General features: G+C 29.9%; 31 protein-coding genes and 1 pseudogene. 1 reads left to right on the top strand and 31 read right to left on the bottom strand.

Going from position 1 to position 23,254, the window contains the following annotated elements:
* Positions 1-18 precede the first annotated feature (18 nt).
* From C8C83_RS01875 to C8C83_RS01855, 5 genes are all read right to left on the bottom strand, one after another.
* The gene (locus tag C8C83_RS01875; RefSeq protein ID WP_121326178.1) at positions 19-522 is read right to left on the bottom strand and encodes an SRPBCC domain-containing protein; all 504 of its coding nucleotides are present in this window, start codon (positions 520-522) and stop codon (positions 19-21) included.
* Positions 512-838, bottom strand: a complete 327-nt coding sequence (locus C8C83_RS01870; RefSeq protein WP_099711240.1) for a metalloregulator ArsR/SmtB family transcription factor — start codon at positions 836-838, stop codon at positions 512-514. The genes C8C83_RS01875 and C8C83_RS01870 overlap by 11 nt, the downstream gene beginning before the upstream one ends.
* A gap of 387 nt (positions 839-1,225) precedes the next feature.
* Positions 1,226-1,624, bottom strand: a complete 399-nt coding sequence (locus tag C8C83_RS01865) for a nuclear transport factor 2 family protein (RefSeq protein ID WP_132011633.1) — start codon at positions 1,622-1,624, stop codon at positions 1,226-1,228.
* A 16-nt stretch (positions 1,625-1,640) separates the two neighbouring features.
* Positions 1,641-2,828 carry a hypothetical protein gene (locus C8C83_RS01860; protein WP_121326176.1) on the bottom strand — a complete coding sequence of 396 codons (1,188 nt, stop codon included), beginning with the start codon at positions 2,826-2,828 and terminating at the stop codon, positions 1,641-1,643.
* 275 nt (positions 2,829-3,103) lie between these two features.
* Positions 3,104-3,499, bottom strand: a complete 396-nt coding sequence (locus C8C83_RS01855; protein ID WP_121329917.1) for a VOC family protein — start codon at positions 3,497-3,499, stop codon at positions 3,104-3,106.
* A 267-nt stretch (positions 3,500-3,766) separates the two neighbouring features.
* Here C8C83_RS01855 and C8C83_RS01850 point away from each other — a divergent pair, with 267 nt between their 5' ends.
* Entirely contained in the window at positions 3,767-4,096 is a 330-nt protein-coding gene (locus C8C83_RS01850; protein WP_121326175.1) for a MazG nucleotide pyrophosphohydrolase domain-containing protein, read from the top strand.
* 45 nt (positions 4,097-4,141) lie between these two features.
* On the opposite strand, the gene C8C83_RS01845 is transcribed toward C8C83_RS01850, so the two are convergent.
* The 26 genes and pseudogenes from C8C83_RS01845 to C8C83_RS01720 form a co-directional block, all read right to left on the bottom strand.
* The gene (locus C8C83_RS01845) at positions 4,142-5,044 is read right to left on the bottom strand and encodes a PhzF family isomerase (protein WP_121326174.1); all 903 of its coding nucleotides are present in this window, start codon (positions 5,042-5,044) and stop codon (positions 4,142-4,144) included.
* Between the two features lie 69 nt (positions 5,045-5,113).
* On the bottom strand, positions 5,114-5,527 hold the full coding sequence (locus C8C83_RS01840) for a hypothetical protein (protein WP_121326173.1): 414 nt from the start codon (positions 5,525-5,527) through the stop codon (positions 5,114-5,116).
* Between the two features lie 9 nt (positions 5,528-5,536).
* A complete protein-coding gene (locus C8C83_RS01835) occupies positions 5,537-6,025 on the bottom strand; it encodes a DUF2314 domain-containing protein (protein WP_158598128.1) in 489 nt (162 codons plus the stop codon).
* A 22-nt stretch (positions 6,026-6,047) separates the two neighbouring features.
* On the bottom strand, positions 6,048-6,407 hold the full coding sequence (locus C8C83_RS01830) for a hypothetical protein (RefSeq protein WP_121326171.1): 360 nt from the start codon (positions 6,405-6,407) through the stop codon (positions 6,048-6,050).
* Positions 6,408-6,500: 93 nt separating this feature from the next.
* Positions 6,501-7,421, bottom strand: coding sequence for a hypothetical protein (locus tag C8C83_RS01825; protein WP_121326170.1), 921 nt, complete (start codon positions 7,419-7,421; stop codon positions 6,501-6,503).
* A 67-nt stretch (positions 7,422-7,488) separates the two neighbouring features.
* Positions 7,489-7,926, bottom strand: coding sequence for a hypothetical protein (locus C8C83_RS01820; RefSeq protein ID WP_132011632.1), 438 nt, complete (start codon positions 7,924-7,926; stop codon positions 7,489-7,491).
* Positions 7,927-7,962: 36 nt separating this feature from the next.
* Complete coding sequence (locus C8C83_RS01815; protein ID WP_121326168.1) at positions 7,963-8,325, bottom strand: hypothetical protein; 363 nt, start codon at positions 8,323-8,325, stop codon at positions 7,963-7,965.
* Positions 8,326-8,442: 117 nt separating this feature from the next.
* On the bottom strand, positions 8,443-8,916 hold the full coding sequence (locus tag C8C83_RS01810; RefSeq protein WP_121326167.1) for a DinB family protein: 474 nt from the start codon (positions 8,914-8,916) through the stop codon (positions 8,443-8,445).
* A gap of 97 nt (positions 8,917-9,013) precedes the next feature.
* Complete coding sequence (locus C8C83_RS01805) at positions 9,014-9,961, bottom strand: tetratricopeptide repeat protein (RefSeq protein WP_121326166.1); 948 nt, start codon at positions 9,959-9,961, stop codon at positions 9,014-9,016.
* A 53-nt stretch (positions 9,962-10,014) separates the two neighbouring features.
* Positions 10,015-10,422 carry a hypothetical protein gene (locus tag C8C83_RS01800; RefSeq protein ID WP_121326165.1) on the bottom strand — a complete coding sequence of 136 codons (408 nt, stop codon included), beginning with the start codon at positions 10,420-10,422 and terminating at the stop codon, positions 10,015-10,017.
* Between the two features lie 26 nt (positions 10,423-10,448).
* Positions 10,449-10,898 (bottom strand): hypothetical protein, encoded by a 450-nt coding sequence (locus C8C83_RS01795; protein WP_121326164.1) that lies wholly within the window; start codon positions 10,896-10,898, stop codon positions 10,449-10,451.
* Positions 10,899-11,245: 347 nt separating this feature from the next.
* The gene (locus C8C83_RS01790; RefSeq protein WP_233565978.1) at positions 11,246-12,148 is read right to left on the bottom strand and encodes a pentapeptide repeat-containing protein; all 903 of its coding nucleotides are present in this window, start codon (positions 12,146-12,148) and stop codon (positions 11,246-11,248) included.
* 203 nt (positions 12,149-12,351) lie between these two features.
* Complete coding sequence (locus C8C83_RS01785; RefSeq protein ID WP_121326163.1) at positions 12,352-12,882, bottom strand: hypothetical protein; 531 nt, start codon at positions 12,880-12,882, stop codon at positions 12,352-12,354.
* Between the two features lie 207 nt (positions 12,883-13,089).
* Complete coding sequence (locus tag C8C83_RS01780; RefSeq protein ID WP_121326162.1) at positions 13,090-13,566, bottom strand: hypothetical protein; 477 nt, start codon at positions 13,564-13,566, stop codon at positions 13,090-13,092.
* A gap of 32 nt (positions 13,567-13,598) precedes the next feature.
* Positions 13,599-14,030: a hypothetical protein gene (locus tag C8C83_RS01775; protein ID WP_121326161.1), complete on the bottom strand. Its 432-nt coding sequence runs from the start codon at positions 14,028-14,030 to the stop codon at positions 13,599-13,601.
* 86 nt (positions 14,031-14,116) lie between these two features.
* Positions 14,117-15,187 carry a PQQ-binding-like beta-propeller repeat protein gene (locus C8C83_RS01770; RefSeq protein WP_121326160.1) on the bottom strand — a complete coding sequence of 357 codons (1,071 nt, stop codon included), beginning with the start codon at positions 15,185-15,187 and terminating at the stop codon, positions 14,117-14,119.
* Between the two features lie 119 nt (positions 15,188-15,306).
* Entirely contained in the window at positions 15,307-16,227 is a 921-nt protein-coding gene (locus C8C83_RS01765) for an alpha/beta hydrolase (protein WP_233565977.1), read from the bottom strand.
* 582 nt (positions 16,228-16,809) lie between these two features.
* The gene (locus tag C8C83_RS01760; RefSeq protein WP_121326159.1) at positions 16,810-17,526 is read right to left on the bottom strand and encodes a hypothetical protein; all 717 of its coding nucleotides are present in this window, start codon (positions 17,524-17,526) and stop codon (positions 16,810-16,812) included.
* Positions 17,527-17,750: 224 nt separating this feature from the next.
* Complete coding sequence (locus C8C83_RS01755) at positions 17,751-18,236, bottom strand: hypothetical protein (RefSeq protein ID WP_132011631.1); 486 nt, start codon at positions 18,234-18,236, stop codon at positions 17,751-17,753.
* 124 nt (positions 18,237-18,360) lie between these two features.
* A complete protein-coding gene (locus C8C83_RS01750; RefSeq protein WP_121326156.1) occupies positions 18,361-18,783 on the bottom strand; it encodes a cytochrome c in 423 nt (140 codons plus the stop codon).
* Positions 18,784-18,903: 120 nt separating this feature from the next.
* Positions 18,904-19,512 (bottom strand): hypothetical protein, encoded by a 609-nt coding sequence (locus C8C83_RS01745; RefSeq protein WP_132011630.1) that lies wholly within the window; start codon positions 19,510-19,512, stop codon positions 18,904-18,906.
* 168 nt (positions 19,513-19,680) lie between these two features.
* Positions 19,681-19,794: pseudogene (locus C8C83_RS27345) on the bottom strand (transcriptional regulator); the annotation flags it as partial.
* A gap of 42 nt (positions 19,795-19,836) precedes the next feature.
* The gene (locus tag C8C83_RS01735; protein ID WP_121326154.1) at positions 19,837-20,286 is read right to left on the bottom strand and encodes a hypothetical protein; all 450 of its coding nucleotides are present in this window, start codon (positions 20,284-20,286) and stop codon (positions 19,837-19,839) included.
* A gap of 161 nt (positions 20,287-20,447) precedes the next feature.
* Positions 20,448-21,239 carry a hypothetical protein gene (locus tag C8C83_RS01730; RefSeq protein ID WP_121326153.1) on the bottom strand — a complete coding sequence of 264 codons (792 nt, stop codon included), beginning with the start codon at positions 21,237-21,239 and terminating at the stop codon, positions 20,448-20,450.
* Positions 21,240-21,566: 327 nt separating this feature from the next.
* Positions 21,567-21,971 carry a helix-turn-helix transcriptional regulator gene (locus C8C83_RS01725; protein ID WP_121326152.1) on the bottom strand — a complete coding sequence of 135 codons (405 nt, stop codon included), beginning with the start codon at positions 21,969-21,971 and terminating at the stop codon, positions 21,567-21,569.
* A gap of 77 nt (positions 21,972-22,048) precedes the next feature.
* Positions 22,049-23,173 (bottom strand): T9SS type A sorting domain-containing protein, encoded by a 1,125-nt coding sequence (locus tag C8C83_RS01720; protein ID WP_121326151.1) that lies wholly within the window; start codon positions 23,171-23,173, stop codon positions 22,049-22,051.
* Between the last annotated feature and the right edge of the window lie 81 nt (positions 23,174-23,254).

Genomic DNA, 23,254 nt, shown 5'->3' with positions numbered 1-23,254 from the left:
GTAAATAAATTATAAAACTTATTTCGCTCTTGAAGCAAAGATTTCGTCCAGACCTTCCAAAGCAATTGAGAAACCTTCTTTGAATCCCATTTCGATAATTTTCTCCAAATCAGATAAATTATCGTGTTTAATAGCAATGTCAACAATAGTCAAATCGTCTTGTTCAGAGAAATCCACATTCCATTTAGATCTTGGAAAATCTGCGTTTAGATTGCCTTCGTTATCACAAAAAGCATCCAGGTATTTAAAATTTGATTTAGGCGTTATCGAAGTAAAATCGGCAATAGCCCAATGCTCTTCGCCTTGAGGACCAACCATTGCATAAAGTCTACGTCCGCCTTCTTTAAATTCCATACTTTTGGTTCTGGCTTTCCACGGCGATGGCGCCCACCATTGATCCAGTATTTCAGCTTCAGTCCAGGCAGACCAAACATTTGCAAGAGATGCATTAAATTCACGTTTTACGTTTACCGTGCTGTTTTCTTTGTCCACGGTAAAATTCATCAATAGATTAGATTTCATTTTCTTTAGATTTTAGATTCATTAATACTTGATCAAGTTGAGTAAAACGGTTTTCCCAAATTTCCTTGAATTGTTCCAGCCATTTGTCAACTTCTTTCATTTTGTCAATTCTAAGTTGATAGTAGATTTCACGACCCATTTTTTTCTCATCTAATAATTCACATTCATTGAGAATCTTGATGTGTTTAGAAACGGCTTGTCGCGTTGTATTAAATTTTTCTGCAATAGCATTTGGTGTCAAAGCGTTTGTAGCCACCAATACTAAAATTGCTCTGCGGGTTGGGTCAGCAATAGCCTGAAAAATATCTCGTTTCATTTTTGATTTATTTTAAATTAGCAACCAATCAGTTGCAAATATAAGCAACTTTTTGGTTGCGCAATGTATTTTTTGATTTTTTTTTAGAAATTCGTTTTTGGACGTGGTAGGGTTTGAGATTGATAGCCGAGACGCACTGCTGTGCGCCTCTACGAATTTAGATTATAAATAAAATGTTTTTAAATACCAATTGATTGTAGAGGCGCACTGCTGTGCGCCTCTACGGATTCCAGATGGATAAATATATTTTTTAAGAAGCAATTGACCGTAGAGGCGCACAGCAGTGCGTCTCCATACAGTAGATCCTTTCTTTTTTTATGATTTTGTGTTTTTGCATAAAAAAAGACGCACAAGGCGTCTTTAATATCTTAATCTGAAGTAGAATAGTTAGTTTTCGAAAATTTCTGCCGCAAAAGGATTATCCACCAGCCATAACCAAATTCCTTTCTCGTTTTGTTTCATCAAACAACTCGTTGCACCCTTCATCTCAATTGGGTTTCCGTCTGGCATTTTTGCTTTCATCGACCAGTTGTCAACCCAAATTGCAAGATCGCCAACAATTGTAGCTCTATGTTTGCTGCCTTTTATTTCAGGTTTCCAATTGCATAGATGTTGCATTGCTTTTTCGATATTATCCAGACCTTTAATTTCTGTTCCGTCGCGATCAATATAGACAGCTTCTTTGTCAAAACAGCTTAAAGTTCCTTGCAAATCGCCACTAACGATACAATTACGAAAATAATTTACGGCTCCTACCGGAATTGTTCTGTCGAATTCTTCAGTCATTTTTTGAAGTTTTAATTTATCCCCTAATTCTATTCTTGACAATAATATCTTTGAGTCGGGCTTTTAGATCTTCGCCGGTATCAAAAACCATTTGTTCATTGTTAGGAAATGGCACAGCGCGTTTATTAAAATAATTCATATAATTATCCTCACAAGCATTTCTGTCTCCTTTGTAAGTCGAATAAATATTCTCAAAAATAAACTCGCTCGTAAGCGGGAATGATTGCATTAATTGATTCGTTTTTAAGTCAACATAATCTACTTTTGCCGTTACCTGACAAGATTTAAATTGTCTGAATTCATATATATTTGCACGAAGCATTCTATAATTATCAACTTTTATTTCCTTGCCCAAACTATCTTTTACGGGTCTTCCGCGACTGTCCAAAAGTGTTCTTACACCATCTTTTACTTCTCTTTCCTTGATGAATTCTTTCTCTTTTATTTGCTCAGGCGAAATATTTATCTGTACAAAGTTTACGATCAAACTATAGTCATAAGTAATATTTTTTTGTCTTGCGCTATGATAAACGGTCCATTTATCGTTTAATCCGTAAGTTTTGATGTCCAATAAATCATCCTGAAGCTGCTTTGGAATCACCATATTAGTGACATTTGTAGCATAAATATCCACAAAATCAGTTCCTTTAAACTGCGCATCGTCCATCAATTTTTTGGCATTCTTATAACCAGGATTTATACTTTCCAGATAGAAAAAATCATCATAAGCTTTTCTAAAATCCAGTTTGTTTTTTGATTTTAAAAGTGCCGAAGCATTCTCATACAAATATTTAGACAAAGCATTTTTGCTGTTTACAATTTCATTTGAGTAATTGTCAAACGGAAAAGAAGCGTTTCTGCCTTGTTTCAATAATTGCAACGGCAATAAAGGTCTTATTTTTTCCTGACGATTATTCAATTGCATATACGTGTTATAAATACGTTCAGCATTTGCCACGTTTGCTTCTTTTGTCATCAAATCAAGATCACGCAAATCCCTGTCTTTGGCTTTCGCAAAAGCTTCTTCCAGCAAATACACATAATCTTGTTTCCCTTTAGAATCTTTTTTGGTTCTTAAAGCTTCGACAGCACGATCAATTGCAGCGTCGTAATTTCCGTCGCTTATTAAAGATTGCGTGGTTTTTACGCCACATGACGAGAGTATTAAAAATAATATACAAAACAGTAAAGTAAATTTTTTCATTCTAAAGACCATTGATTTTTCAAGGTGTAAATATATCGGTTTTTAGATGAAATCAAATAATGTAATTTTTAAATTTCAGGAGCAGAAGTTTTTGTTTTCATAATCACCTTTAGTCCCGCTTTCGCCTTTATCTCTCCATTTCATTACGAGGATATCGGCTCTATCGGGGCTAGATTAGAAATATTATTTTTCATAATTAACGTAGAGATACACAACAGTGCGTCTTTTCGTATTTAAAAGCAGTCCCTCTTTCAGTGTTTAGTAAAAAAATTATTCTACTTTGGCCAATACAAGAAATTAAATTTATGACCATCCGGATCAGAAAATCCAAAGAAATATCCTTTTCCATACTCCTGAGGCTCAGCAAAGATTTTTCCTCCGGCTTTTTTAACAGTTGTAACCCATTGATCGACTTCCTCTTTGCTTTCGGCAGAAAGGGAAAATATAATTTCATTTCCAATATTTAAATCCGCCATTTCGCCATTAACAGCCCATTTAAATTGCTTTTTTACAAAAAAATGAATGATGAAATTATCATCGCCAAAAAGAAAACTTCGCAATTCATTGTTTGTATTATGTCCGTTTGGTTTAAAACCTAAATCAGTATAGAATTTAGTTGTTCTGTCTAAATCCTCTACACCAAAATTTGCCCATATTCTTTTCGTTTCCATAAGATTCATCATTAAAAAATTAGAACGCAATTCCGATCATTGATTAATAATCGTGATATAAAATTATGAAATTTTAAATTAACGAATTATGAAAGCAGAAACGCAACGCTATGCATGTTTGTTTTACCTAATGTTCCAATGTAGAGGCGCACAGCAGTGCGTCTAATTTTTAATGAAAATAAAATCTTTAGAAACAATAATTGACATATATTGCCATTGTAATAAAGCAATCAATCAGTTTATATAATTTAAAATAAGTAGAATCTAATGGATTTAAAAGTAATAACAGAAAAGGTTGTAAAGGTATCTGATCAGTATGAAAAAAACTGCAATATTAAAAGAGATGAAGATTGGTATCTTTTAAAATTACATGAAGAAATGGGTGAATTGACACAAAATTATCTTTCCTATACCCTTAGAGGTCGAAATCGAAATCTAACGCCTGAAGAATTAAAAAAGAATATTTCAAACGAATTAGCTGATGTTTTAGGTCAGGTTTTATTATTTGCAAATTATCACAATATTGATATTGAGAAAGCTATGGAAGATAAATGGTTTTCGTACTTAAAATCGAGCGTTGATGAAGAGAGTATTTAAGAGTAATTTATAGAAATTTAAAAAACATCTCGATTTTGATGTTTTTTAAATTTCTATTACGGTTTTAAATACAACAACGGCGTCACCTTTTATTTGAATTAACGCAGGTTTATCATTTTCGACCAAAACTTTAACTGATATTGTACCAAGTCGGTTTATTTTTTCGCCTTGTCTTCCGTTGAATTCGAGTTTGTTATCCTTAAAAGGAACGATATTGTTTTGTACCAAATAACCACCTAAAGGTCCGTTTGCATTTCCGGTAACAGGATCTTCATTTATACCAATTGCAGGAGCAAACATTCTGCCGTAAGTCAGGATATCTTTATTATCAGAATCGAATGTAAAAACAAAATAGCCGTTACAATTGATGTGTTTGCTTAATTCGGCAAGATCGCTGTATTTTGGAGATAAAGTATTGAGTTTTTCTCGGCTTTTAATTCCAATCATAACTTTTGAATGTCCCGTAGAAGCAATTTGAATTGGACATTTTGCGTCGATATCATCCTCTTCAAGTCCTAGTGCTGCGATCATTTTTTTAGTAGTATCGTCGTCAAACACCGGACTAAGTTCAAAAGATCCTTGTGTCATCAAAACCTGATAATCTCCATTTTCTTTGATGATTTCGAAAGGCAGAATACCAATTTTAGTTTTCATCCTTAATACGCAAGAATCCAAATTATCTTCGAGCGCTTTGGCATACATTGCCGCAATTGTAGCATGACCACAAATTGGAACTTCGATACTTGGCGTAAAATAGCGTATTACGCCATCGCAATCATCGTTATCTGGCGAGAAAAGAAAGGCAGTTTCGGAGTTGTTTAATTCTCTTGCGATTTGCTGCATTTCATAATCCTGTAATCCGTCTGCATTTACAACTACTCCGGCAGGATTTCCTTTGAATTTTTCTTTTGTAAAAGAATCGATTTGATATACTGTAAGCTGTTTCATGATATTAGAAGTTTAGCTGAGATTTAAGTAATTAGTAAATGTAATCTCAAATTAAAACGATTAGGATTGTTATTCTTCGGTTAATCTAATTTTGCCTAATTTTTCGCAATGTTCAATATTTCTTTGCGTTCCGCTTTTTCGATTCGAATCAGAATTAAAATCGATTGCAATAAAATGTGTGCAATTTTTTATAACCTCAGAATCTCTTTGTTCATCATTTTCAAAATCTCCAATTACTTTCCAGCTGCTAACTTTAGTTTTGAATTTATCAGAGATATATCTTGGATTCCCACCAATATGATAAACCGAAACATTTGCAGTATTGCATTTTAGGACTTCCATAGCGAGAACATCTACACCTCTAAAGTCGCAAAGTAAAAAGTTTACGTTTTTGTCGTCAATATATTTATTAATAACACTTTCGTAATGTTTTTTAAAATCGGTGAAACTAATGTTTCCGTTTCCAAATATATAAATGTTCATTTTATTGTTTTAATCGATTTGCATGCCGCTTTCAACATCAAATTGTTTTTTCTCATCATCAGTCATCCTGCTTCTTAACAACTTTATGGTATAACCGCCAAATAATTTTCCGTTTTCAAGATACATCCAATCGCTAATTTTTGAGTTATCGACCTCTATTTTGTCTCCTATTTTGTATTCAGTGATATATTCAGGCTCATTGTCTAAAATTCCCCAATATTTTCCGTTTTTATATTCAATATTACTTAGCCAAATATGTTCGTTTCCGTTCGAGGTTTCAAATTTGACTTTCAATGATTTGACTTCAATTTTTGGGTTTAGCAATGCTGAATTGAAATCGGATAATGTTTGATTGGCTTTTTTAATTGCTTCAGACATTTCCGGATCATCTTTTTCGACTTTATAAATTGTAGGTTCATTTTCTCGTTCTACTTTCTCTGAATTTTTACAGGATGCAAAACAAAATATAACGAGGACAACTAATACTTTTATTTTCATTTTATTGTTTGATTTGGAATATTTAGATTTTTTTGGTTTGATAGGCAACTTCCCAAAATACAACCGAAAAAACTGCATTGGCTATTATGCATGTTTCGATATCATAAGGATCGTAGTTGGAAAACAAATGTAAATCTCCAAATTTTAATGCTAATGCCAAACTTACTGCGGCAATAATAATAGAATATACGATATTGAATAATGGTGTCCATTTTAAGATTAAAAAGGAATAAACAAGATTTATTATCGTAAACCCAAAACCTAAAGTGATAAATAAATGATTGATTTTTAATTCACTATCTAGTGTCATTAAAAGTATAGTTGAAAAATAATATACTACAAGAAGTATTATATAAGCAAAAAATCGGTTTTGTAATTTCATTTTTTTCTAGTTTTCACGGAATAAATTATGCCTGAAAAGATAATCAAAAAAGCCGTATTTACTTGGTAATTTATTTCTTTTAGCTAGCCAATTTTATTTATTGATACTTGAATACAAATTATTCTTTTTATCAAAATACTGTATAAGCTCTTTGTACGGAATTACTATTTCAGAAACATATTCTCCAATTGGTTCATTTTCCTCGTTCTTATTTTTATCCAAAACATTGACTTTAAAAACGATGCCTTTGGCGCTAAAATGAGAAAAATTAGAAGAATTAATTTTGCAATTTATTTTATGATAATCATAATTAGGTTTTTGAAAAGCAAGTTGATATGTATATAATAAATCGCCAAATCCGTTAGATAATATTTCTTTATAATTATTTACGATTTCTTTTTTATGATTGTTGGTATAAGTTAAAACGGCTTTATTGAAAGCATCTTGTTGATTGATAGTTATTAGGGAATTGAAATCGACTAATTCCATTTTGTTTAAATCGATATTTAAAAATTCATCATAAGGAGAACCTTTATCTCTGGCGTCATTTAGTTGAATTTGATAAACAAGAATTTTATCTAAGCAGAAAACTGTTGTAGAAAGTTCTCCCGATTCATTATTAAGTTGCATTTCCTCAGACAATTTTTGATGCAATTTTGATTCGGAATTCAAAGTGAAAATTTTCGAAAGATCAAGATGATCAACCCAGTTTCTGAATGTTTTGTTATCTTCAGAATAATCAAAAAGAGAATCTGGCTTATGAAATGTTATGCTATTGTTCTTAAGATTTAGTTCTAAAATGTATTCACTATTTTTTAAAATGAGTTTATTTAGTGCATCAAAACGTTTTCCATTTTTATCTGAAAACAATTTAATAGCTCCATTTTTAAAAGTGTTTTTTTCATTAAAATAATAATCTTTATACTTAAGATCAGCACAACTGATCTCTTTTTTCGTTTGCGAATAAGCGAAGATTGTTGACAACAGAAAAATTAAAATTGTTTTCAGATTCATTTCTTAAATACTATTAGGAGAAGTTTAGTTTTTTGAGATTATCTTTATATAGCAGTAATTACTGATTTTAATAATCATTAAAATCTCCTTCGTCCCACATTTTTTTACTTAGATAATTTTTACAAAAATCATAGCGTTTTATAACTGCTTTTTCTGGGTCTCTATTATATTGAAAAATCCATATTTCATTGCCAACAATTTTGATTCTACGAAACCGTCTGCTATCACAGGCACAAGATGAACAAACTAAAACCGATGTTTTCTTTAAAATTACTTTCCCGTCAGCACTAATTATTCTGTCAACAATAGTTACTTTTTTGTGCGGTAATCTCCAAAAAAGAAAGTGTCGATCTTTTTCAGTTCTTTCTGTTTTTAAGGTTATATTTTCAACGGAACATTTCTTTTTATTTTGAATTGTATCTTCTGCCAATTTCAATTTATTCATGCTAAATAATGAAAGAGAAAAGAAACCAAATCCAATTAACGCTATAAAAGTAGTCCGCATTTTATTCTTTCATTAAAATATCAGTATTAGCCTTTTTTATTGTTTTCTAGCTTTCACCTGATAAACAATTTCCCAAAAGATAATTGAAAAAACTGCATTTGCCATCAAAGCTGTTTTAATACCATATTCATCGTATTTTGGAAATAGATGTAAATCTCCAATTCTCAAAGCCAGAAATAAGGCTAAAGCTGTAATTACAATAGAACAGATTATGCTTAATAAAGAGTTCCATTTAAGTACAAAAAGGGAAAAAATAATATTTATCACAAAAAAACCGCAGCCTAAAGTTATAAATCTATGGTCTTTTAGTTTTTCGCCTAATGTAAGTAAAAGTGAAGTTGAAAAACTGTAGGTGAAAAATAATAGGGAATAAAGCAGAATTCGGATTTGTGGTTTCATTTTGAAATTTATTTTTAGTTTGACGAAATTACAAATTAAAAATGAAGCTGGGATTAGTATCGATTTTAAAAATGTTTTTTGTTTATTCTAATTTCAGTGTCAAGCGAAGCAATTTCGCTACAAATTATCGCGTTTCATTTTTTCTATTTGTCGCTTGTGTCGAAGGATATGAACAATGGCATGTTCTGTAATTTGCTCAATATCGTAGGCTTGTCCCCAACCAGTTTGTATTTTTAATGAATTGTCAGGTTGTTCTAATTCTTCATCTTTAATTTCTTTGAAAACACTTTCGGTAAAGATAAAAACATTCGTTAAGTCATTTAAATATTCGGCAATAGTCACATGAAAAACCTTTTCAGGTCGCTTAGCATTATGTCCTTTTTGATTATGAATACTTGTGGCATAGCTATAACCGGAACTTACAACGTGAGATAGAATTGTTTGTATGGATCTACAATCTTCGTTTGTTGTTTTTTCGTCTATGATTTTTGTCAAAACATTATCAGGAATATCTTGAATGACATTTTTAAGATCTGAAATTGTCTGTTCGTATATGTCAAGCAATGCTCCAACTGCGCCTTGTCTGTTCATTTTTTGGTTTGGTTTTTATTATAAAAAATGCTTCAATTTTAGCTTAAGATTTTTCTTTGATCACGCTATTGCGGATGAAAACTCCAGATAAATATAATTAATTTTTACAATTCTGAGATTGAATTAAATCCAAATCAGGACCATATTTCTCGCGATATCCTAGTTTAAAAGCGGTTTCAATATCAAGACACGCTTTTTTAGCATCTTTTAAGTTTAAGTAAATCAAAGCTCTGTTTCTATATGCGTATGAATTTTCAGGAAAAAGTTTTAGCGATTTATTAACGTCTTCCATAGCTTGTTTTGTAAAGCCCAACTTTAGGTTCGAATAACTTCGATTGTTGTACGGTAAAGGATCTTCAGGCTCATCTTTTATAATTTTGCTGAATATTTTTTGAGCTTCTTTATGATTTTCTTTTTGTTGATATATAAAACCCAAATTATTCCAAACATTATTTAAATTGGGATTTATTTTAAGGGCTTTTTCGCAATAGAATATGGCTTTGTCAAAATCTTTTTTTGCAAAATTTAATTGTTCTAAAACGATAATTGTAGAAAGATTTCTATTGTCTAATTCTAATGATTTTTCGAAATTATGAGAAGCGCTAATTTGTAAATGTCTTTTCGTATCAATCATTCCTAATGAATAATAAACCGAACTTCTAATGGAATCATTTTTTGCCAGTGGAATGTATTTCGAAAAAGAATTATAGGAATTTGATAATTCGTCTAATTTCATTTCAAGTATAGCTTTTACTACTAACAACTGGTTTGTTTCTAAATCTTTTTCGTCAATTGAGTTTACTAAATTTAAGGCTTCTTTATCTTGTTCTTTTTCGACTAAAGGGAAGATTTCTTTTATAATTGAATACGTTTCTTTAGAGATAATAGTGGTATCAATAGCAGCATTAATTTCAAAGTCCATAATGTTTTTGCCTTCTATAGCACCTGAGCTTTTTACAAACTCTTGTTTTTGTTTTATTTTCTGAGCATTTAAAAAATGACAGCTAAGAAAAAGTAGTATTAGAATAGAAGCTAATTGTTTCATTTGTTTGATTCTGTTATAAGTAGAAGGTCTTTATAAATTAATTATAGCAAGTTTTATATTTTGTTTTTTATTAACCCAATTAAAAGTGTTGCGCTCAATGAAATTAGTACTAAAAGAATAGCAACAGGAATATTATCTTCAAAATCAAAATTATGGTTGAGATATTGTATTGTAAAATAATACAATCCATAAAACAGAAAAATAATACTTACAAAAACCAAACTGATGATCGTAATACGCAAAGTATTTCTAAGCATTGATTTTGATTGGTAATTTTTATTAAAAATGGTTAATAAAATTGCAGTAAGAATTGCAAATCCTATAAATGCATAATCGCTAATTTTACTTTCAGGATTATGTCCAGCCGCACCAACCATAAGTTTAGCAAATAAGAATAGTGGCAAAATTAAGATTAATATTGCTCTGTAAATTTGGAAGCTTATTTTGTAGATGTTTATCATTTAGTTATGATGATACTTTGGTTTTTTTATTGCAAAAGGGCCTCTATTTTGGCTTCTGATTTTTCTCTGATTACGCTATCAGGATGAAAACTCCATATGATCAGAAATTTTCCTTTTGCAAGATATTCTTCCGGATGTTCATCAGTTGGCTGACCGTCTTTTCCCCAAAGTAAACCTTGTAGAAATCTGTCGCCTTTGAATCTGTTTTCGAATTCAAAATACATGATAGATCCGCTATCTTTTTTGCTTTTGAAACTTTGAATCGCCTTGCTTTTTACGACTCCAACAATGTTGCTATAAGTTGCAATGTCATTGTAGAATGTACAAGCCTGAGGAGTGATACAGTTATTACCGTCGCTATTGGTGTAGGTTTTTGGAATTTCTTTGGCTTTTAGTTTTAAATCAGCAATTGTCTGGCTGAATGAAATGGTAGAAAGTAACAGGAATAATACCGACAGGGGAATCGTAATTTTCATTGTTTTTGGTTTTAGTTTACCAAGCTAAAATAGTTTTTTTATTTGAGTTTGTTGCGTTTGATTTTTGATTGAAGAATAAAAAAAGTATTAATAAGCTTGCTGGAGCGCAACGTCATTAAGTTAAGGGGAAATCTACAAAATTACTTAACAGTTTAATCAGGAAAGTAATTAGAAAAATCAGTTTTTATCAGCGTTTTCGCTTTAGCGAATCAGTAAAATCAGCGTCTAATTTTGACGCGGATAAAACAGATTTACTTTGTAAAAACGCAGATAAAAACGGATTTTATTTTCTAAATGCTTGATTTAATGATATTGTTTGCGAGCGGTATGTTCGCCCACGTTTGGAACTATGCTAATAAAGTTAGTCCCGTTAAATCTGCTTTTCCGTTTTTAAGAAATTCATAGGTTATTCGGTCAGTCTGACAGTCAATAAATTGAATGCCTTTTAGTTTTTTGCCTTTAAAAAAAGTATTTATAATTGTTGCGTTCTTAAAAGTGACTTTTGTGAAAGAGCAGTTTTCAAAAGAACATTCTTCTATTGTACCATTAAAAACCACATCAGAAATATGCGATAATTTAAATGCAGAAAGATTCCAAACAGCATTTTCTATAATACATTTTTTAAGTTCTGATGTTCTTAATTCAACTCCTGAAAAATTCGCCTTTGAAAAATTACAGTTTTTAATTTCACTGGACGAAAATTCGGTATCTATCAGTAAACATTCAATAAACTGATTGTTGTCTAGATTAGAAGTCTGAATTTTACTGTTTCTCAAATCTGAATTAGAGAAATCGCAACCTAAAATATTGTTGGATTTAAGTGTTAAGTTCGACAAATCAGAACCAATTAATTTACAGTTCTTCATGTTTGAAGTGCTGAATTTGTCTTTAAGATTACTTAGTCCGGAAAAGTCTGCGTCAACCCAGTTTCCTGATGACATATTCCAACTTAAACCTAAATTAGTCTTAGGTTTTGTTGCTGTAGTTTCTGGAGATTCCTTTTTGTTCGTTTCAAATTGGCTTTCTGAAACATTAGATTTGAATGTTTCGGAAAAATAGTTTAAGTCTACACCAAGAATTTCGGCAATTCGGTTTAATGTAGAAATGTCCGGCATTGATTCGCCTCTTTCCCATTTCCCAACTGCTTGAGAACTAATTGATACTTGTTGTGCAAGGTCTGCTTGTGAAAGATTATTTTTCTTTCTGGCTGCAGCAATTTTATCGCCTACTGATTTTGAATTTAGCATCATAATTATTTTTATTTGTTTGATACTGCAAAGCTATATTGGCTCATTGTGTGTTTGCAAATAAAGTCCGCTACCAATAGTTGTTATTGCGCTACTTATAGTTGTTATTGACAACCTGTGGTTGTTTTTGGACTTTTTGTAAACCTTGAATTCATTTTATGTTTTAAAATTGTGGTTTTTTCAATAGTATTTGAAGTTAGAAATAATTATTTCCAAAAATTATTTATTTTGGTAAATTCTTCTTCATCATAGGCTTTGTCGTCATATCTATATAAGTTTTCCCAATAGATTACTCCTCCAATTTTCACAAATACTTTATAATATCCTTTTGGAAGTGTACTTATATTCATATTGAAATTGCTTGAAGATTTTCCGTTAAGAGAAAATTTTGAATGTGAAATGATGGATTGTTCGCTGTATAAATTCGTATTCAAAATAGTACTGAAGTTTACTTCTTGATGAATTTTTTCCGGATTTGCGGCAACAAACCAAACATCTGTAACAGTCTCTGTTGCTAAAATATTAACTGATTCGTTTGCAGGATTGGGATAAATTACAAACTTGTTATTTACTAAAATATTTGGATTTCCAAGTTGTAATCCCGGATCGTCTGAGGTTTGTCTAAAATGTACTCCGGTCACTAAATTAATCGAAGTCTTATCAGTTTGTGTATTAGTTTCGTCTTTGCTGCAACTTATTGCCAAAATCGAGATAAGAATAAGAAGTGTTTTTTTCATAGTAATTTATTTTATAGTCTTGCTGTGAGAAGTCTAGTGACTTCTGAGTTTCAATATTTTTTTGATTTTCTTAATTTTTGCTATTGTCGCTACGAAGTCAGGAGATTTCGCAGAGTGGGGATTTTGAATGTAATAAAAATATGGTTTTTCGGATAGGAATAATTTTATGATCCATTTTTTAGCCACCATAGCGCAAAGTAATTAGAATTATCGTGAACATTCTTGGTAAATTTTTTCTCGCCATTTTTCGAAAAGTTCTATTAAAGTGAAAAACAATTTTTCGGATGGGTTTTCAGGTTGTGGGCTTTTTAGCAAAGTTCCAATTCCAATATTGTGTGATTTACCAGAATGATTAATAACATAATGCTGGCTACTCATATCTTCCATAAAGATATCGGCATAATGATATTTTAAAGTTAAAAGATCTAGATTTGCTATTTCTGAAATTATATTTTTGATCTCAGAAGGTATTTCGCATTCAAATTGTTTTTTAAATTGATCTCGATTTCTTGTGTAAAAACGTATGTCAATTTTGCACTCAAAAACCAAATCAATATAGATTCCTAAACTTAACAATCGTTCGTTCCAACCATCAGAATGATCATAAGATAGAATATAATCTTCGTTTAATTTGAAATTTCCCGTAGTGTCTACTCTTCTTATATCAAGTACTTCGAAGTTCATTTTAATTTTTTAATCGATTTGTATTTACTCCTTTAAATAGTATTTAATTCCATTTTCCAGCTCCCATTTCCGGGACGATAAATAATAGGGATAATACCAAATAAGAAAGTGATTTTTCGTTTAAATTTCCAGGTTCCACTAATTTCAGTTTTATTGTCGGATAAAGTTCCGGAATAATATAATGTTGGATGCTTTCCTTCGAGACTTATTCTTTCTCCATTCGAATTTATCTGAATACGTTTTGGCATTAGCTTTTTGAACGAAACTTTGTTTTTTATAATTTTCCCTATAACTGTTCCAGTTTCTTTCATTCCGCCGGTTTTGATATCATCATTTACAATTCCGTTAAAATTAGTGCCATCAAATTTTTCAATTATAATGTCAAAATTAGTTTTTTCAAAACCCATTGCTTTTTGTATTCTTTCATTTTCAAACTTATAGTAACCGTTCCAATTTCCTAACATATTTATTTTTGCTTTCGATTTATAATTGCCATTCAAAATCTCTTGACTTTGTTCTTATTTTAATATTCTTTTTGAAACTAGACTTTTTATTTAAGCAGCCACATTTCACTCCCGCCTGTTGGAAAATAAATTGTATTATCTTCAACAATTGGGTTTAATATTCCATAATTAAAGGGTTGCATGAAATTTGTTTTTCCAGTTTTAAAATTTACCGAATATAGATTTCGATTCATAGTTCCAAAATATACATTTTCTTTAAAACTTATAATAGTAGTCTCTGCTGCATCTTTTCTTAAATCTAATGTCCAATTTGTTTTTCCATTTTCAATATTTAAAGAAATTACTTTGTTGTTATAAGTACTTAAAATGATGTTTCCGTTTATGATACAAGGTTCATAATGCAAATCGCAATTTAAAGATTTTGACCAAATTTCATTTCCACTTTTATAATTTAACATCGAAATTTGTCCGTTTTTAAAATCCTTGTTGAGACAAACTAAAAGCCCTTTTTCTGTTTTAACTTGTATTATTTTTGAGAAATTTTTGTATTCTTTTTTCCAAATAATTTCTCCATTTTCGTTATTGATGGCTAATAGTTCAGAGGTATGTTCTGATAAACCTAAATAAATATTATTTTTAAAAAATGCAGGTTTATTTGTTTCTATAATAATTGAATTTTTAGGTAAAAACCAAATTATTTTTGCGTCTGTTTTGTTCAGTTTGCTAAATCCATTTCCCAGAACTGAACCATAAATATAACTTTGATCTTCAGTTAAATCATTTCTTAAATTTGTTTCACCATTTATTTTCCATTTTAACTTGCCGGTTTTATCAAGATGGATTAAATCATTGCTGTATTCTGTTAAAAGTAAATTTTGGTCATATATCAATGGTTTATCAAAAGGATTATAATCAGTTTTTATTTTGAAATTCACTTTCGCATTTTCTAAATTTATAGCATAAAAATCTCTGTTTAAATTTCCGAAATACAATATTTTGTTTTTAGCAACTAATGAAGTTGGTATCCATTCAAATTGTTTATTTCTCCAAAGTAATTTTACATATTTCTGATTGTCACCAATTGCATTTTTATTGTCGTTTTTACAACTTAAAAGAGAAAATAAAAAAGTAAAGATTATAATTTTTGTTATTTTCATTTTCAGATTTTTATTCACTAGAAATTTGATTTTAAGAACAAAATGCTCTATAATTGATTTTATAAGATGTTTACCGAGCGATAGCAAAAGGCGAAGTAAATCATAACAAATGCAAAATTTTATTTTTTACTTTTTAATTTAGCTATATTTTTTATCCAATAGATTACATCATTCATTGGCTCTTCAGAATCTGAAAATGCTGTATTATGCCCCAAGTTTGGAAATAATTTATGTTCATAATTTTTTCCTTTAGACTTTAATATATCAAGGTTTTCTATGGATAGATTTACAGGAACCTGAATGTCTTTGCCTCCAAAAATCCAGAATCCCGGAATTGATAATTTAGAAAGAATATCATTGGGATTTGTATCCGTAAACTCATATTTATCCGGGTCATTGAATATGTGTTTTCTTGCATCTTCTTCTGAGTGTGTCTCCCAAAATTTTTTATCACCATTTGTATAAAATTGGAATCTTAATTGTTCTTTAACCGTTATAAGTGCTCCACTAAATATAGTCATAAATTTGACTTTCTTATTTTTCTCTGCAGCCAATGGAATTATCCATCCAGCTTGACTACCGCCTATTAAACCTATTGGTGTTTTATTTGACAAAGATTTAGATAAAGTATTTACGGCAGCGCTAGCATCCAGAGACAAAAGATTTAGGTTTGTAAAATCAACATTGTTAGTTCCTACTTCAGGTCCGGCATATAGACCGCCAGATTCTCCAACTCCGCGTTTATCATAAGTTAAAACGGCAATTCCATTGTTTGCCAGGAGTGTAGCAAATTGTATCATTCTTTTTTCTTGCCCAGATCCATGAACAATCACAACGGCTCCCTGTATGTTGTTTGGTGTAAAAATAGTTCCGGAAAGTAAAACTCCTTCACTAACAAATTTTATTTCCTTAGTAGTAAAGTTTGGCGGAATTGCTAATGCATAACTAGAGATAAAAAAAAACATTAAGAGAGAATACCTGTATATTTTTTTTGTTTTTAGAATGCTTTTTAAAATTGTCAATTTATTTTTAGTTTTCATTTTTTCATTTTTTTTTTTTTAAATTCGTTGTAATTAGATAATCACTCATGCTGTACGAAGTCTCCTGACTTTGTATATATTCGAATATTCTTTTTTTGATTTACTTATTGTCCTACCGTTGTCGCTGTGAATTCATTTCATTAAGATCTATTATCCAAATATTCTAAAATATAGATACAAATCGAGAAAACAAGAATAACAAATACGATATTACAAATTCGGTATCTAATTCTATGTCTTCTTGATTCACTTTTCCATTCCGCCCTAAAAACATTGCTAAATCGTTTATGCATTTTGCGATTGAAATACTCAATTGTTAAACAAAGTATCATAAAAAACGAAAAGAATAAAGGAAAGCCAACATGTACAGTAGGAAATAAAATTTTCTTTAAAATTGCACAAATTGCTAATACAAAAAATGCTTCATGACTAGAAAGTACAATTGTAGGTTTACGCCCTTTGCTTGAGCCAGTATTAAGATAAAAGAATCTGCGATATATTTTTTTAATGTCCAATAATATTAGTTTTTAATCTTATGTTTTATCGTCTTTGGGAAAGATTATAAGTATTATCGAGAGCATTTTAATCATGCTCTAGTAATGATATAACTTTATTTTGCTCAAGCGAATACCCAATCATTTCACCTCCCTCATCACAGTCAAAACATGGAATGTTTATTAATTTGATTGCAGGATTGGTCAAAACCTCATTTAGAAATTTTTTATCGGTAATATCTTCTTCCCATGCTTTTAATTCTTCATTTTTATCGTTTTCTATTACGGAAATAACACCAAAAAAATTAGCAACGTTCTTTTTAAAATATGCTTCAAATTGTTGTGGAGTTATAGATTTCCAATATTCTTCCATATATTTCTCGTAGACTTCTTGTCCGCCAGAAGGTGTTGTTTCAGGCTCGTAAATTTCACGTATAAAATAAAATGCGTCAAAAGATTGTGTATAGATAATTTTATTGTCCGATGTTATTATTTGCAATTCAGCTTTGGAATTTTTAACCAAACCTGGATTTATAGTGAGTTGAAATATATCTTGAGAATTTTGATTTGAAAAGAAATAAGAATTAGAAATTTTTATTGTATCAGCAATTGAAAGCTTTAAGTTTTCCCTGCTATCATCATAAACTACTTTGTTACTTGCAACTTGTAATGTATCATTACTTGTAACTTTTAATGTATCATTGATCTTACTGTTAGTATTTAATTTGCTTTCTTTTTTATTCGAATTGCAGGCAAATAAACTCATCAGAATAATTAAAAACAGACATGCTTTATTTAATTTCATAATTTTTAATAGTATCGTTTACAAATGTTTTATATTAAGAATAGCAGAATCGCAAAGTATTTCAATTAGACTGGTTTTGTGTCATAATGTTACTTTTTTGTATTAGCTAAAATACATTTTTTTCACAAGCTGGCGTTAATGTCCTGCACGTGTTCGAAAAGCTTGTTTGGGATGCAGAATAAAACCTTTTATCATCGTGTCCTGATATTTTTTTGTAAAGCGATTTAAAGGTTTAATGAACTTTGTGGAAGGTCTTCCTGTTCTTTATAGACAAGGAAAAACAAGAACATTGAGTTAATTAAGCATAGAAACATTCCGTATCTAATTTGTCCAAAATAAGGTAATGCAAATATTAAAACAATAAATGATAAAAGGATAGCAGCTAAGTTCAAAAAACACAGAAATAATTGGTTATAATGTTTTCTAAGAAAGCAAACTAACAAAGTTATATTCAAAACCATGATAATTGTAAAACTTAAGAAAACGGGCTCAAAAGACATCGCTAAATCATAACCACTTAAAGAATAATCTTTTTTTGCACGTTCAAAAGCTATCTTTTTTTCTTTTGCTGTTTCAGCTTTATGATATGATTTAATAAAACCCGAACTTTCTTTGATGCTTTTATCAGAACACATTTGGAAAAAAGGGGAGAAGAAAATCAGCATACTTAGGCTTGCTAAAAAACGAATTATTGTTTTTCTGTTTTTCATGATAGTGTTCATTAAAATACTATATAATTTAGTGTGTAGAAATCACAAAAAATCTAATACAAAAAATGCTCCAAAACTAGAAATTGCTTTGGTGGGTTTCATTGTTTTTAATTAAATCGTTGCATTATTTGTCAAGCGGAAGTCCTTTTTTTGACATTTCATATCTTTTCTCAACAAAGTAATAAAGAGCATCCAGATCTGAATTGGTGAGATTAGGAAATGCGGTCATTAATCCCCAACCTTTAGCGATATTTTCTTTGGCAATTTTATCGCCTTGTTCAAACATTTTATACGAATTTCGGGTATAACTGTACAACCAATCTTTTTTACGCAATTTGGTAATTCCGCCCAGAGCAGGAGCGGTTGCTATTTTATCCATTCCAATGTAGTGACAGGAAGCACAATCTCTTTTAAAAATATTTTGCCCTTTTGTGTAAAGAGGATCAGTTTTAATGGTTTTCTTAAGCGTGTTGTAATCTGAAGGTTTTAATGATAAAGTAAAATAACCAACGAACAGAATTAGAAATAAAGAAATTGGTTTAATCATTTTGGATTTGTTTTTTAGCAATTAAAGTTAATTAGATAATTTTAAAATGATTTATAAAAAAACAAAAAAAGCGCATGCTCGCTCTAGCGAGGGTTAATCGTAATTTTAATGGTTTTTGGATTAAAATTGTTCTAGTTTGAATATATTTTGCTTTATTAGTTTATCTAAATTTTCTTTCCAACCTTTACAGATTGAACCGCCAGCATCATTATCAGAAGAGTCGTTAATGATATCATTTAAAAGATAATCTAATGAAGCAATAATTTTTTTCTCAGCTATACTTTTTGGTGTACCTCCTCTGGAAACGTGATGTTCTATTTCAGATAAAACAGAATAATCTATTTTTACGCTTTCACTTAATATCTTTTTACTTTTCTCTTTAAATTCAGTATCAGAAAATGATAACGTTACTAGTATTTGTGGGCTAATCCATGAACCTTTATTAATTCTTTGCCAAAAATAGGATGTTATATTCTTTCGAGTTGTTTGTTTCAGATTTAATAATGCCATTGAAGCAACCAAGTGCAGTCTCCAATCTTCATATTCAAGTAAAAGTTTGATGCTTTCTATAATTGATTCCTCGGAACTATTTTCGAGAATAGATTCTAGCTTAGAGATACTAAGTTTTAAATTGAACTCTTTTGGTTCTTCTGCATAACTTATAAGGTTTAAAAAAGGCAGATGATTTGGTTGTCCGTCCCAGAAGTTTTTGAAAATTCCTAATTCCATTCAATTTTATTAATTATGATAAGGTTCTTGTATTTATCTATTTTGGGATTAATAACGATACTAAATTAATCTTTTTTGTATTATAATTTTCGGGTTTCATTTACTAAAGCAAAAAAGCACAAAATCATAAGATATTTGTGCTTTTGTAATATTTATATTTTGGAATAATTATTTCCCTTTTAGTAAGTTTTCTAAATACTCGTTTTTGTCTTTTTCAACCTGAACCAAACGTTCGTAAAGCTCAATGACTTTATCAAGAGGTTTAAAGTTGCAAATATTATTATGTCCAAAATTACATTTGAAACAGAGTGGAATATACCGTAATTAATTTTTCCACCTCGTATAATTTGTTATTCCGTTTTCATCCCAATCAATTTTCAAAGTGTCTTTGGTTGCATTTTTAATTATACCTACACTAGTATAATCATTATAGTAAACTTTGATTGTATCTTGGTTTATGACGTATGGCATATCTCCATCTCCATCATAATCTACAATATAATAAGATTTTTTTGTTAATTCAAAATCTGCATGTGGACCGTTTGGGTCGTTTGTCCAAATTCCAAAAAGTAATTTCAAATCAAATTTTGATGTGATTATTTTACTTTGTTTCGGGCGGTCAATATTCTTTACACTTTCAATATCAGTGTTTTTTGCAGAAACTGTTTTTGTAATTTCTTTTTCTTTTTTTTGCGAGGTTAGATTGTTTATGCTTTCTTTTTTCTCGCAAGAAATTACAATTAATACACAAATAACTAATAAGTATTTTTTCATTTTTTTCTATTATTTAATGTTCATACTGTTCGAAGTCTCCTGACTTTGTAGATTTTCGAATATTTTTTTTGATTTGCTTAGTGTCCTATCGTTGTCGCTACGAAGTCAGGAGACTTCGCAGAGCAGAGGTGATATAATTTTTTTAGTATTTATTAAACAAATCAATTTGCGACATAATAAAAATAATTTTTGCTAATCTTTTCAAATCGTAGAATCTGAAATAGAAAATTATCTGTTTCCATTTCTTCTTTTGAATTGAAATAGAAGCCATATGAATTATCTGTAAGTCCATCGACAAGATAGAAAATTCCTTTTCTTGTTTTTACGGCAGAATAAATATTTAACTCTTGAAGTAAAGTAAGAATCTTGATTTGTTCTTTTGAAAAACTATCTTTTGCGTTATTTTCAATTTTATTTGACATAGGAAAAGGGGAATCTTTGGGGATTATATATTTCCAATACAGTTCCTTTTCTTTATATAAATTATCGATTCTTTGAATTCTTTCGTAAGATGTGAAAATATCACTTTTATTTCCAGAAATAAGTTGTGTAAGTTTCTCGAATTTTTTCAAATTTTCATTCAAATAATTTTCTAAAAAATCTTTCTTATCGCGACCTTTTTCTAAAAATTGATTAGGCATATTCATTGCCGTTTTCTGAGATATTTGATATTGATTACAGAATGCCCCAAATATGAAGTTTGGTACTTCGCTTGCATTGTGAAAAGTATCTAAAGCCCAAACGTTTTCTCTCTTTAATGGTCTGATATCCCATTTTGAAAATGGTTTGCTGTTAATTAAAAATGTTTCTAATGAGACAGAATCTTTTTCGACAGATTTCATTAAAAATTCAAATATATCAACATCGTATTTTTTATCTTTTTCAGGGAATTCTTGTCCAATACATGTTCCTGTAAAACATAGAAGAAGAATTATAATAGTTTTTTTAAACATTATTATCGAAATGTGTTTTCTTAATTTTATTAGGCGTTAAAGGCTGATTTAAGTTTAGCTAAAATATAAAAATAATACTTCAATAAAATTTTAAAGTAGGTTTTCTTTTAAGCAAAACGGTCTCGCATCAGGGATAGAGGCGTTATCCTTTTGTGAAGAGGAACGGAGTAAAAGATATAGCCGAATCCCGATAGCTATCGGGACGACCCGCTTTTTTCGGCGGGAGATGCCCAAAATATTCTAAGTTAAGAAATGAATATTATCAAATAAAAAAAGCACAAAATCATAAGATAATTGTGCTTTTGTAGAATTTATATTTTGGAGTAATTATTTGCCTTTTAGTAAGTTTTCTAAATATTCATTTTTGTCTTTTTCAACCTGAACCAAACGTTCGTAAAGTTCAATGACTTTATCAAGTGGATTGAAGTTACAATTATTAGCAGAACATTGATTTCCAGCGTTAATTACGCTGTCTTTTGTGTCATAATAAGTATTGAAATAATTAAAAACAGATTCTTCCGAAAAATTTTCAAGTGCTTCAACCGTAACTCCAAGTGCTTTTGCAATTTCTACAAGTTTTTTAGGATCAACTTCTTCGCTTCCTTCAATCCCGGAAATTGCTTGTTGGTTTGAACCAATTGCTTGTGCAAGTGCTTCTTGTTTCATACCTCGAAGTTCTCTGATTCGGCTTATGTTTCTGCCAATATGTTTTGGTTTTGCTGCTGTGCTCATAATTCAAAGGTATTTAAAAATCTTTAGAAAAATTGATGTTGGTAAAAAACATGATTTTTGGGATAGAATACAGGTTTTTAGTTTTTAATAAACTTTTTTACCTGAGTTTTTTCGCCATTTTCTAACTTTATAAAATATACGTTTTTGTTTAAATTCATTACGTTTACCGAAAAGTCATTTCCAACAAAATTCTCTTTAAGAATAACGCTTCCAAGAGCATCAATTATCGAAACTTTTGTATCGTTTGATTCTTCAAGATGTACATTTATAAAATCGGTTGTTGGGTTAGGAAAGATTTTGATTTGAGACTTAGTTAAATCGGCGATTCCTAGATTTTTGTCATATTTATACGTTATACGGGATAAGTTTTCCCATGAATTGGATGATTTATTCCATATTTCCGCAATCTCTTGATGTATTGTTCCGTTTTGATTATTATCATATTTACTTTGATACTGATTAATCCATATTGAAAGATCATCATCCCAATCCTGGCGTAAACGATTCACTAAAAAACCATTTGCGTCGTATGAATTTGTAAATATTATTTTCTCAATCCACTTATTATTTTCCCATATATTCATTGTTTCTACTGAAACCTGTTTTGAGCTATTATAAGTATAAGTTGATTGCGAAAAATTTTCCCATTTAGAACTGGAATCATTCCATTTTTGTCGGGTTATTTGAGTAAATAATCCATCAGAATTATTTGAATAATCGACCTTTATGTTATTTTTCCAATTATTTTCATTCCATCGCTGTATTAAACCAGATACGAGATATCCATTTGAATCATAAGATGAAGTATTTTTTGATGAATTTTGCCAAGCGTTGTTAGTCCATTCTTCATAAAATAATACATCTATTTTATTTTCATTGATATAACTGAAAGAAGCCCTTTGAGAGAAGGTCAGTAAATTTGAAGTTTTATCAAATGATTTGTAAATAATTTTATCTACTAGATTGTTAGTATTATATTCATAATTTGTTGAATTAAAATCTTTCCAGGTACTAGAACTCACATCCCATCGTTGACTTAAATCATCTGTGATCTTGTCACTTTTATCGTAATTTTTTATAACATAACTGGAGTTTATCCAATTATTATTGCTCCAACTTTCGTAAGTAATACTTTTAAGATTTTGACTGTAAATGGAGGAAGTTAAGATAATAGTAAATAGAAAGTAAAGTGTTTTTTTCATTTTTTAGGATATAATTGAATAACTTTTTAGTAGATTTTATAAGGTAAAAATAGTATTAAAAAAATTAAAAGAGAGATTAAT

The sequence above is a fragment of the Flavobacterium sp. 90 genome (assembly GCF_004339525.1).
Lineage (GTDB): Bacteria > Bacteroidota > Bacteroidia > Flavobacteriales > Flavobacteriaceae > Flavobacterium.
The sequence above is the reverse complement of the archived record's forward strand: the minus strand, read 5'-3'. Positions and strand labels throughout refer to the sequence as shown.

Coding starts and splice junctions, on each gene's coding strand:
- C8C83_RS01835 (WP_158598128.1), bottom strand. CDS start 6,025: ATGAAAATAAAAGTATTAGTTGTCCTCGTTATATTTTGTTTTGCATCC.
- C8C83_RS01875 (WP_121326178.1), bottom strand. CDS start 522: ATGAAATCTAATCTATTGATGAATTTTACCGTGGACAAAGAAAACAGC.
- C8C83_RS01745 (WP_132011630.1), bottom strand. CDS start 19,512: ATGGAATTAGGAATTTTCAAAAACTTCTGGGACGGACAACCAAATCAT.
- C8C83_RS01805 (WP_121326166.1), bottom strand. CDS start 9,961: ATGAAACAATTAGCTTCTATTCTAATACTACTTTTTCTTAGCTGTCAT.
- C8C83_RS01770 (WP_121326160.1), bottom strand. CDS start 15,187: ATGAAAATAACAAAAATTATAATCTTTACTTTTTTATTTTCTCTTTTA.
- C8C83_RS01810 (WP_121326167.1), bottom strand. CDS start 8,916: ATGAACAGACAAGGCGCAGTTGGAGCATTGCTTGACATATACGAACAG.
- C8C83_RS01830 (WP_121326171.1), bottom strand. CDS start 6,407: ATGAAATTACAAAACCGATTTTTTGCTTATATAATACTTCTTGTAGTA.
- C8C83_RS01840 (WP_121326173.1), bottom strand. CDS start 5,527: ATGAACATTTATATATTTGGAAACGGAAACATTAGTTTCACCGATTTT.
- C8C83_RS01765 (WP_233565977.1), bottom strand. CDS start 16,227: ATGAAAACTAAAAATAAATTGACAATTTTAAAAAGCATTCTAAAAACA.
- C8C83_RS01795 (WP_121326164.1), bottom strand. CDS start 10,898: ATGAAAATTACGATTCCCCTGTCGGTATTATTCCTGTTACTTTCTACC.
- C8C83_RS01775 (WP_121326161.1), bottom strand. CDS start 14,030: ATGTTAGGAAATTGGAACGGTTACTATAAGTTTGAAAATGAAAGAATA.
- C8C83_RS01720 (WP_121326151.1), bottom strand. CDS start 23,173: ATGAAAAAAACACTTTACTTTCTATTTACTATTATCTTAACTTCCTCC.
- C8C83_RS01725 (WP_121326152.1), bottom strand. CDS start 21,971: ATGAGCACAGCAGCAAAACCAAAACATATTGGCAGAAACATAAGCCGA.
- C8C83_RS01780 (WP_121326162.1), bottom strand. CDS start 13,566: ATGAACTTCGAAGTACTTGATATAAGAAGAGTAGACACTACGGGAAAT.
- C8C83_RS01820 (WP_132011632.1), bottom strand. CDS start 7,926: ATGCGGACTACTTTTATAGCGTTAATTGGATTTGGTTTCTTTTCTCTT.
- C8C83_RS01750 (WP_121326156.1), bottom strand. CDS start 18,783: ATGATTAAACCAATTTCTTTATTTCTAATTCTGTTCGTTGGTTATTTT.
- C8C83_RS01790 (WP_233565978.1), bottom strand. CDS start 12,148: ATGATGCTAAATTCAAAATCAGTAGGCGATAAAATTGCTGCAGCCAGA.
- C8C83_RS01850 (WP_121326175.1), top strand. CDS start 3,767: ATGGATTTAAAAGTAATAACAGAAAAGGTTGTAAAGGTATCTGATCAG.
- C8C83_RS01735 (WP_121326154.1), bottom strand. CDS start 20,286: ATGAAAAAATACTTATTAGTTATTTGTGTATTAATTGTAATTTCTTGC.
- C8C83_RS01855 (WP_121329917.1), bottom strand. CDS start 3,499: ATGGAAACGAAAAGAATATGGGCAAATTTTGGTGTAGAGGATTTAGAC.
- C8C83_RS01760 (WP_121326159.1), bottom strand. CDS start 17,526: ATGAAATTAAATAAAGCATGTCTGTTTTTAATTATTCTGATGAGTTTA.
- C8C83_RS01755 (WP_132011631.1), bottom strand. CDS start 18,236: ATGAAAAACAGAAAAACAATAATTCGTTTTTTAGCAAGCCTAAGTATG.
- C8C83_RS01785 (WP_121326163.1), bottom strand. CDS start 12,882: ATGAAAAAAACACTTCTTATTCTTATCTCGATTTTGGCAATAAGTTGC.
- C8C83_RS01870 (WP_099711240.1), bottom strand. CDS start 838: ATGAAACGAGATATTTTTCAGGCTATTGCTGACCCAACCCGCAGAGCA.
- C8C83_RS01845 (WP_121326174.1), bottom strand. CDS start 5,044: ATGAAACAGCTTACAGTATATCAAATCGATTCTTTTACAAAAGAAAAA.
- C8C83_RS01865 (WP_132011633.1), bottom strand. CDS start 1,624: ATGACTGAAGAATTCGACAGAACAATTCCGGTAGGAGCCGTAAATTAT.
- C8C83_RS01815 (WP_121326168.1), bottom strand. CDS start 8,325: ATGAAACCACAAATCCGAATTCTGCTTTATTCCCTATTATTTTTCACC.
- C8C83_RS01860 (WP_121326176.1), bottom strand. CDS start 2,828: ATGAAAAAATTTACTTTACTGTTTTGTATATTATTTTTAATACTCTCG.
- C8C83_RS01800 (WP_121326165.1), bottom strand. CDS start 10,422: ATGATAAACATCTACAAAATAAGCTTCCAAATTTACAGAGCAATATTA.
- C8C83_RS01825 (WP_121326170.1), bottom strand. CDS start 7,421: ATGAATCTGAAAACAATTTTAATTTTTCTGTTGTCAACAATCTTCGCT.
- C8C83_RS01730 (WP_121326153.1), bottom strand. CDS start 21,239: ATGTTTAAAAAAACTATTATAATTCTTCTTCTATGTTTTACAGGAACA.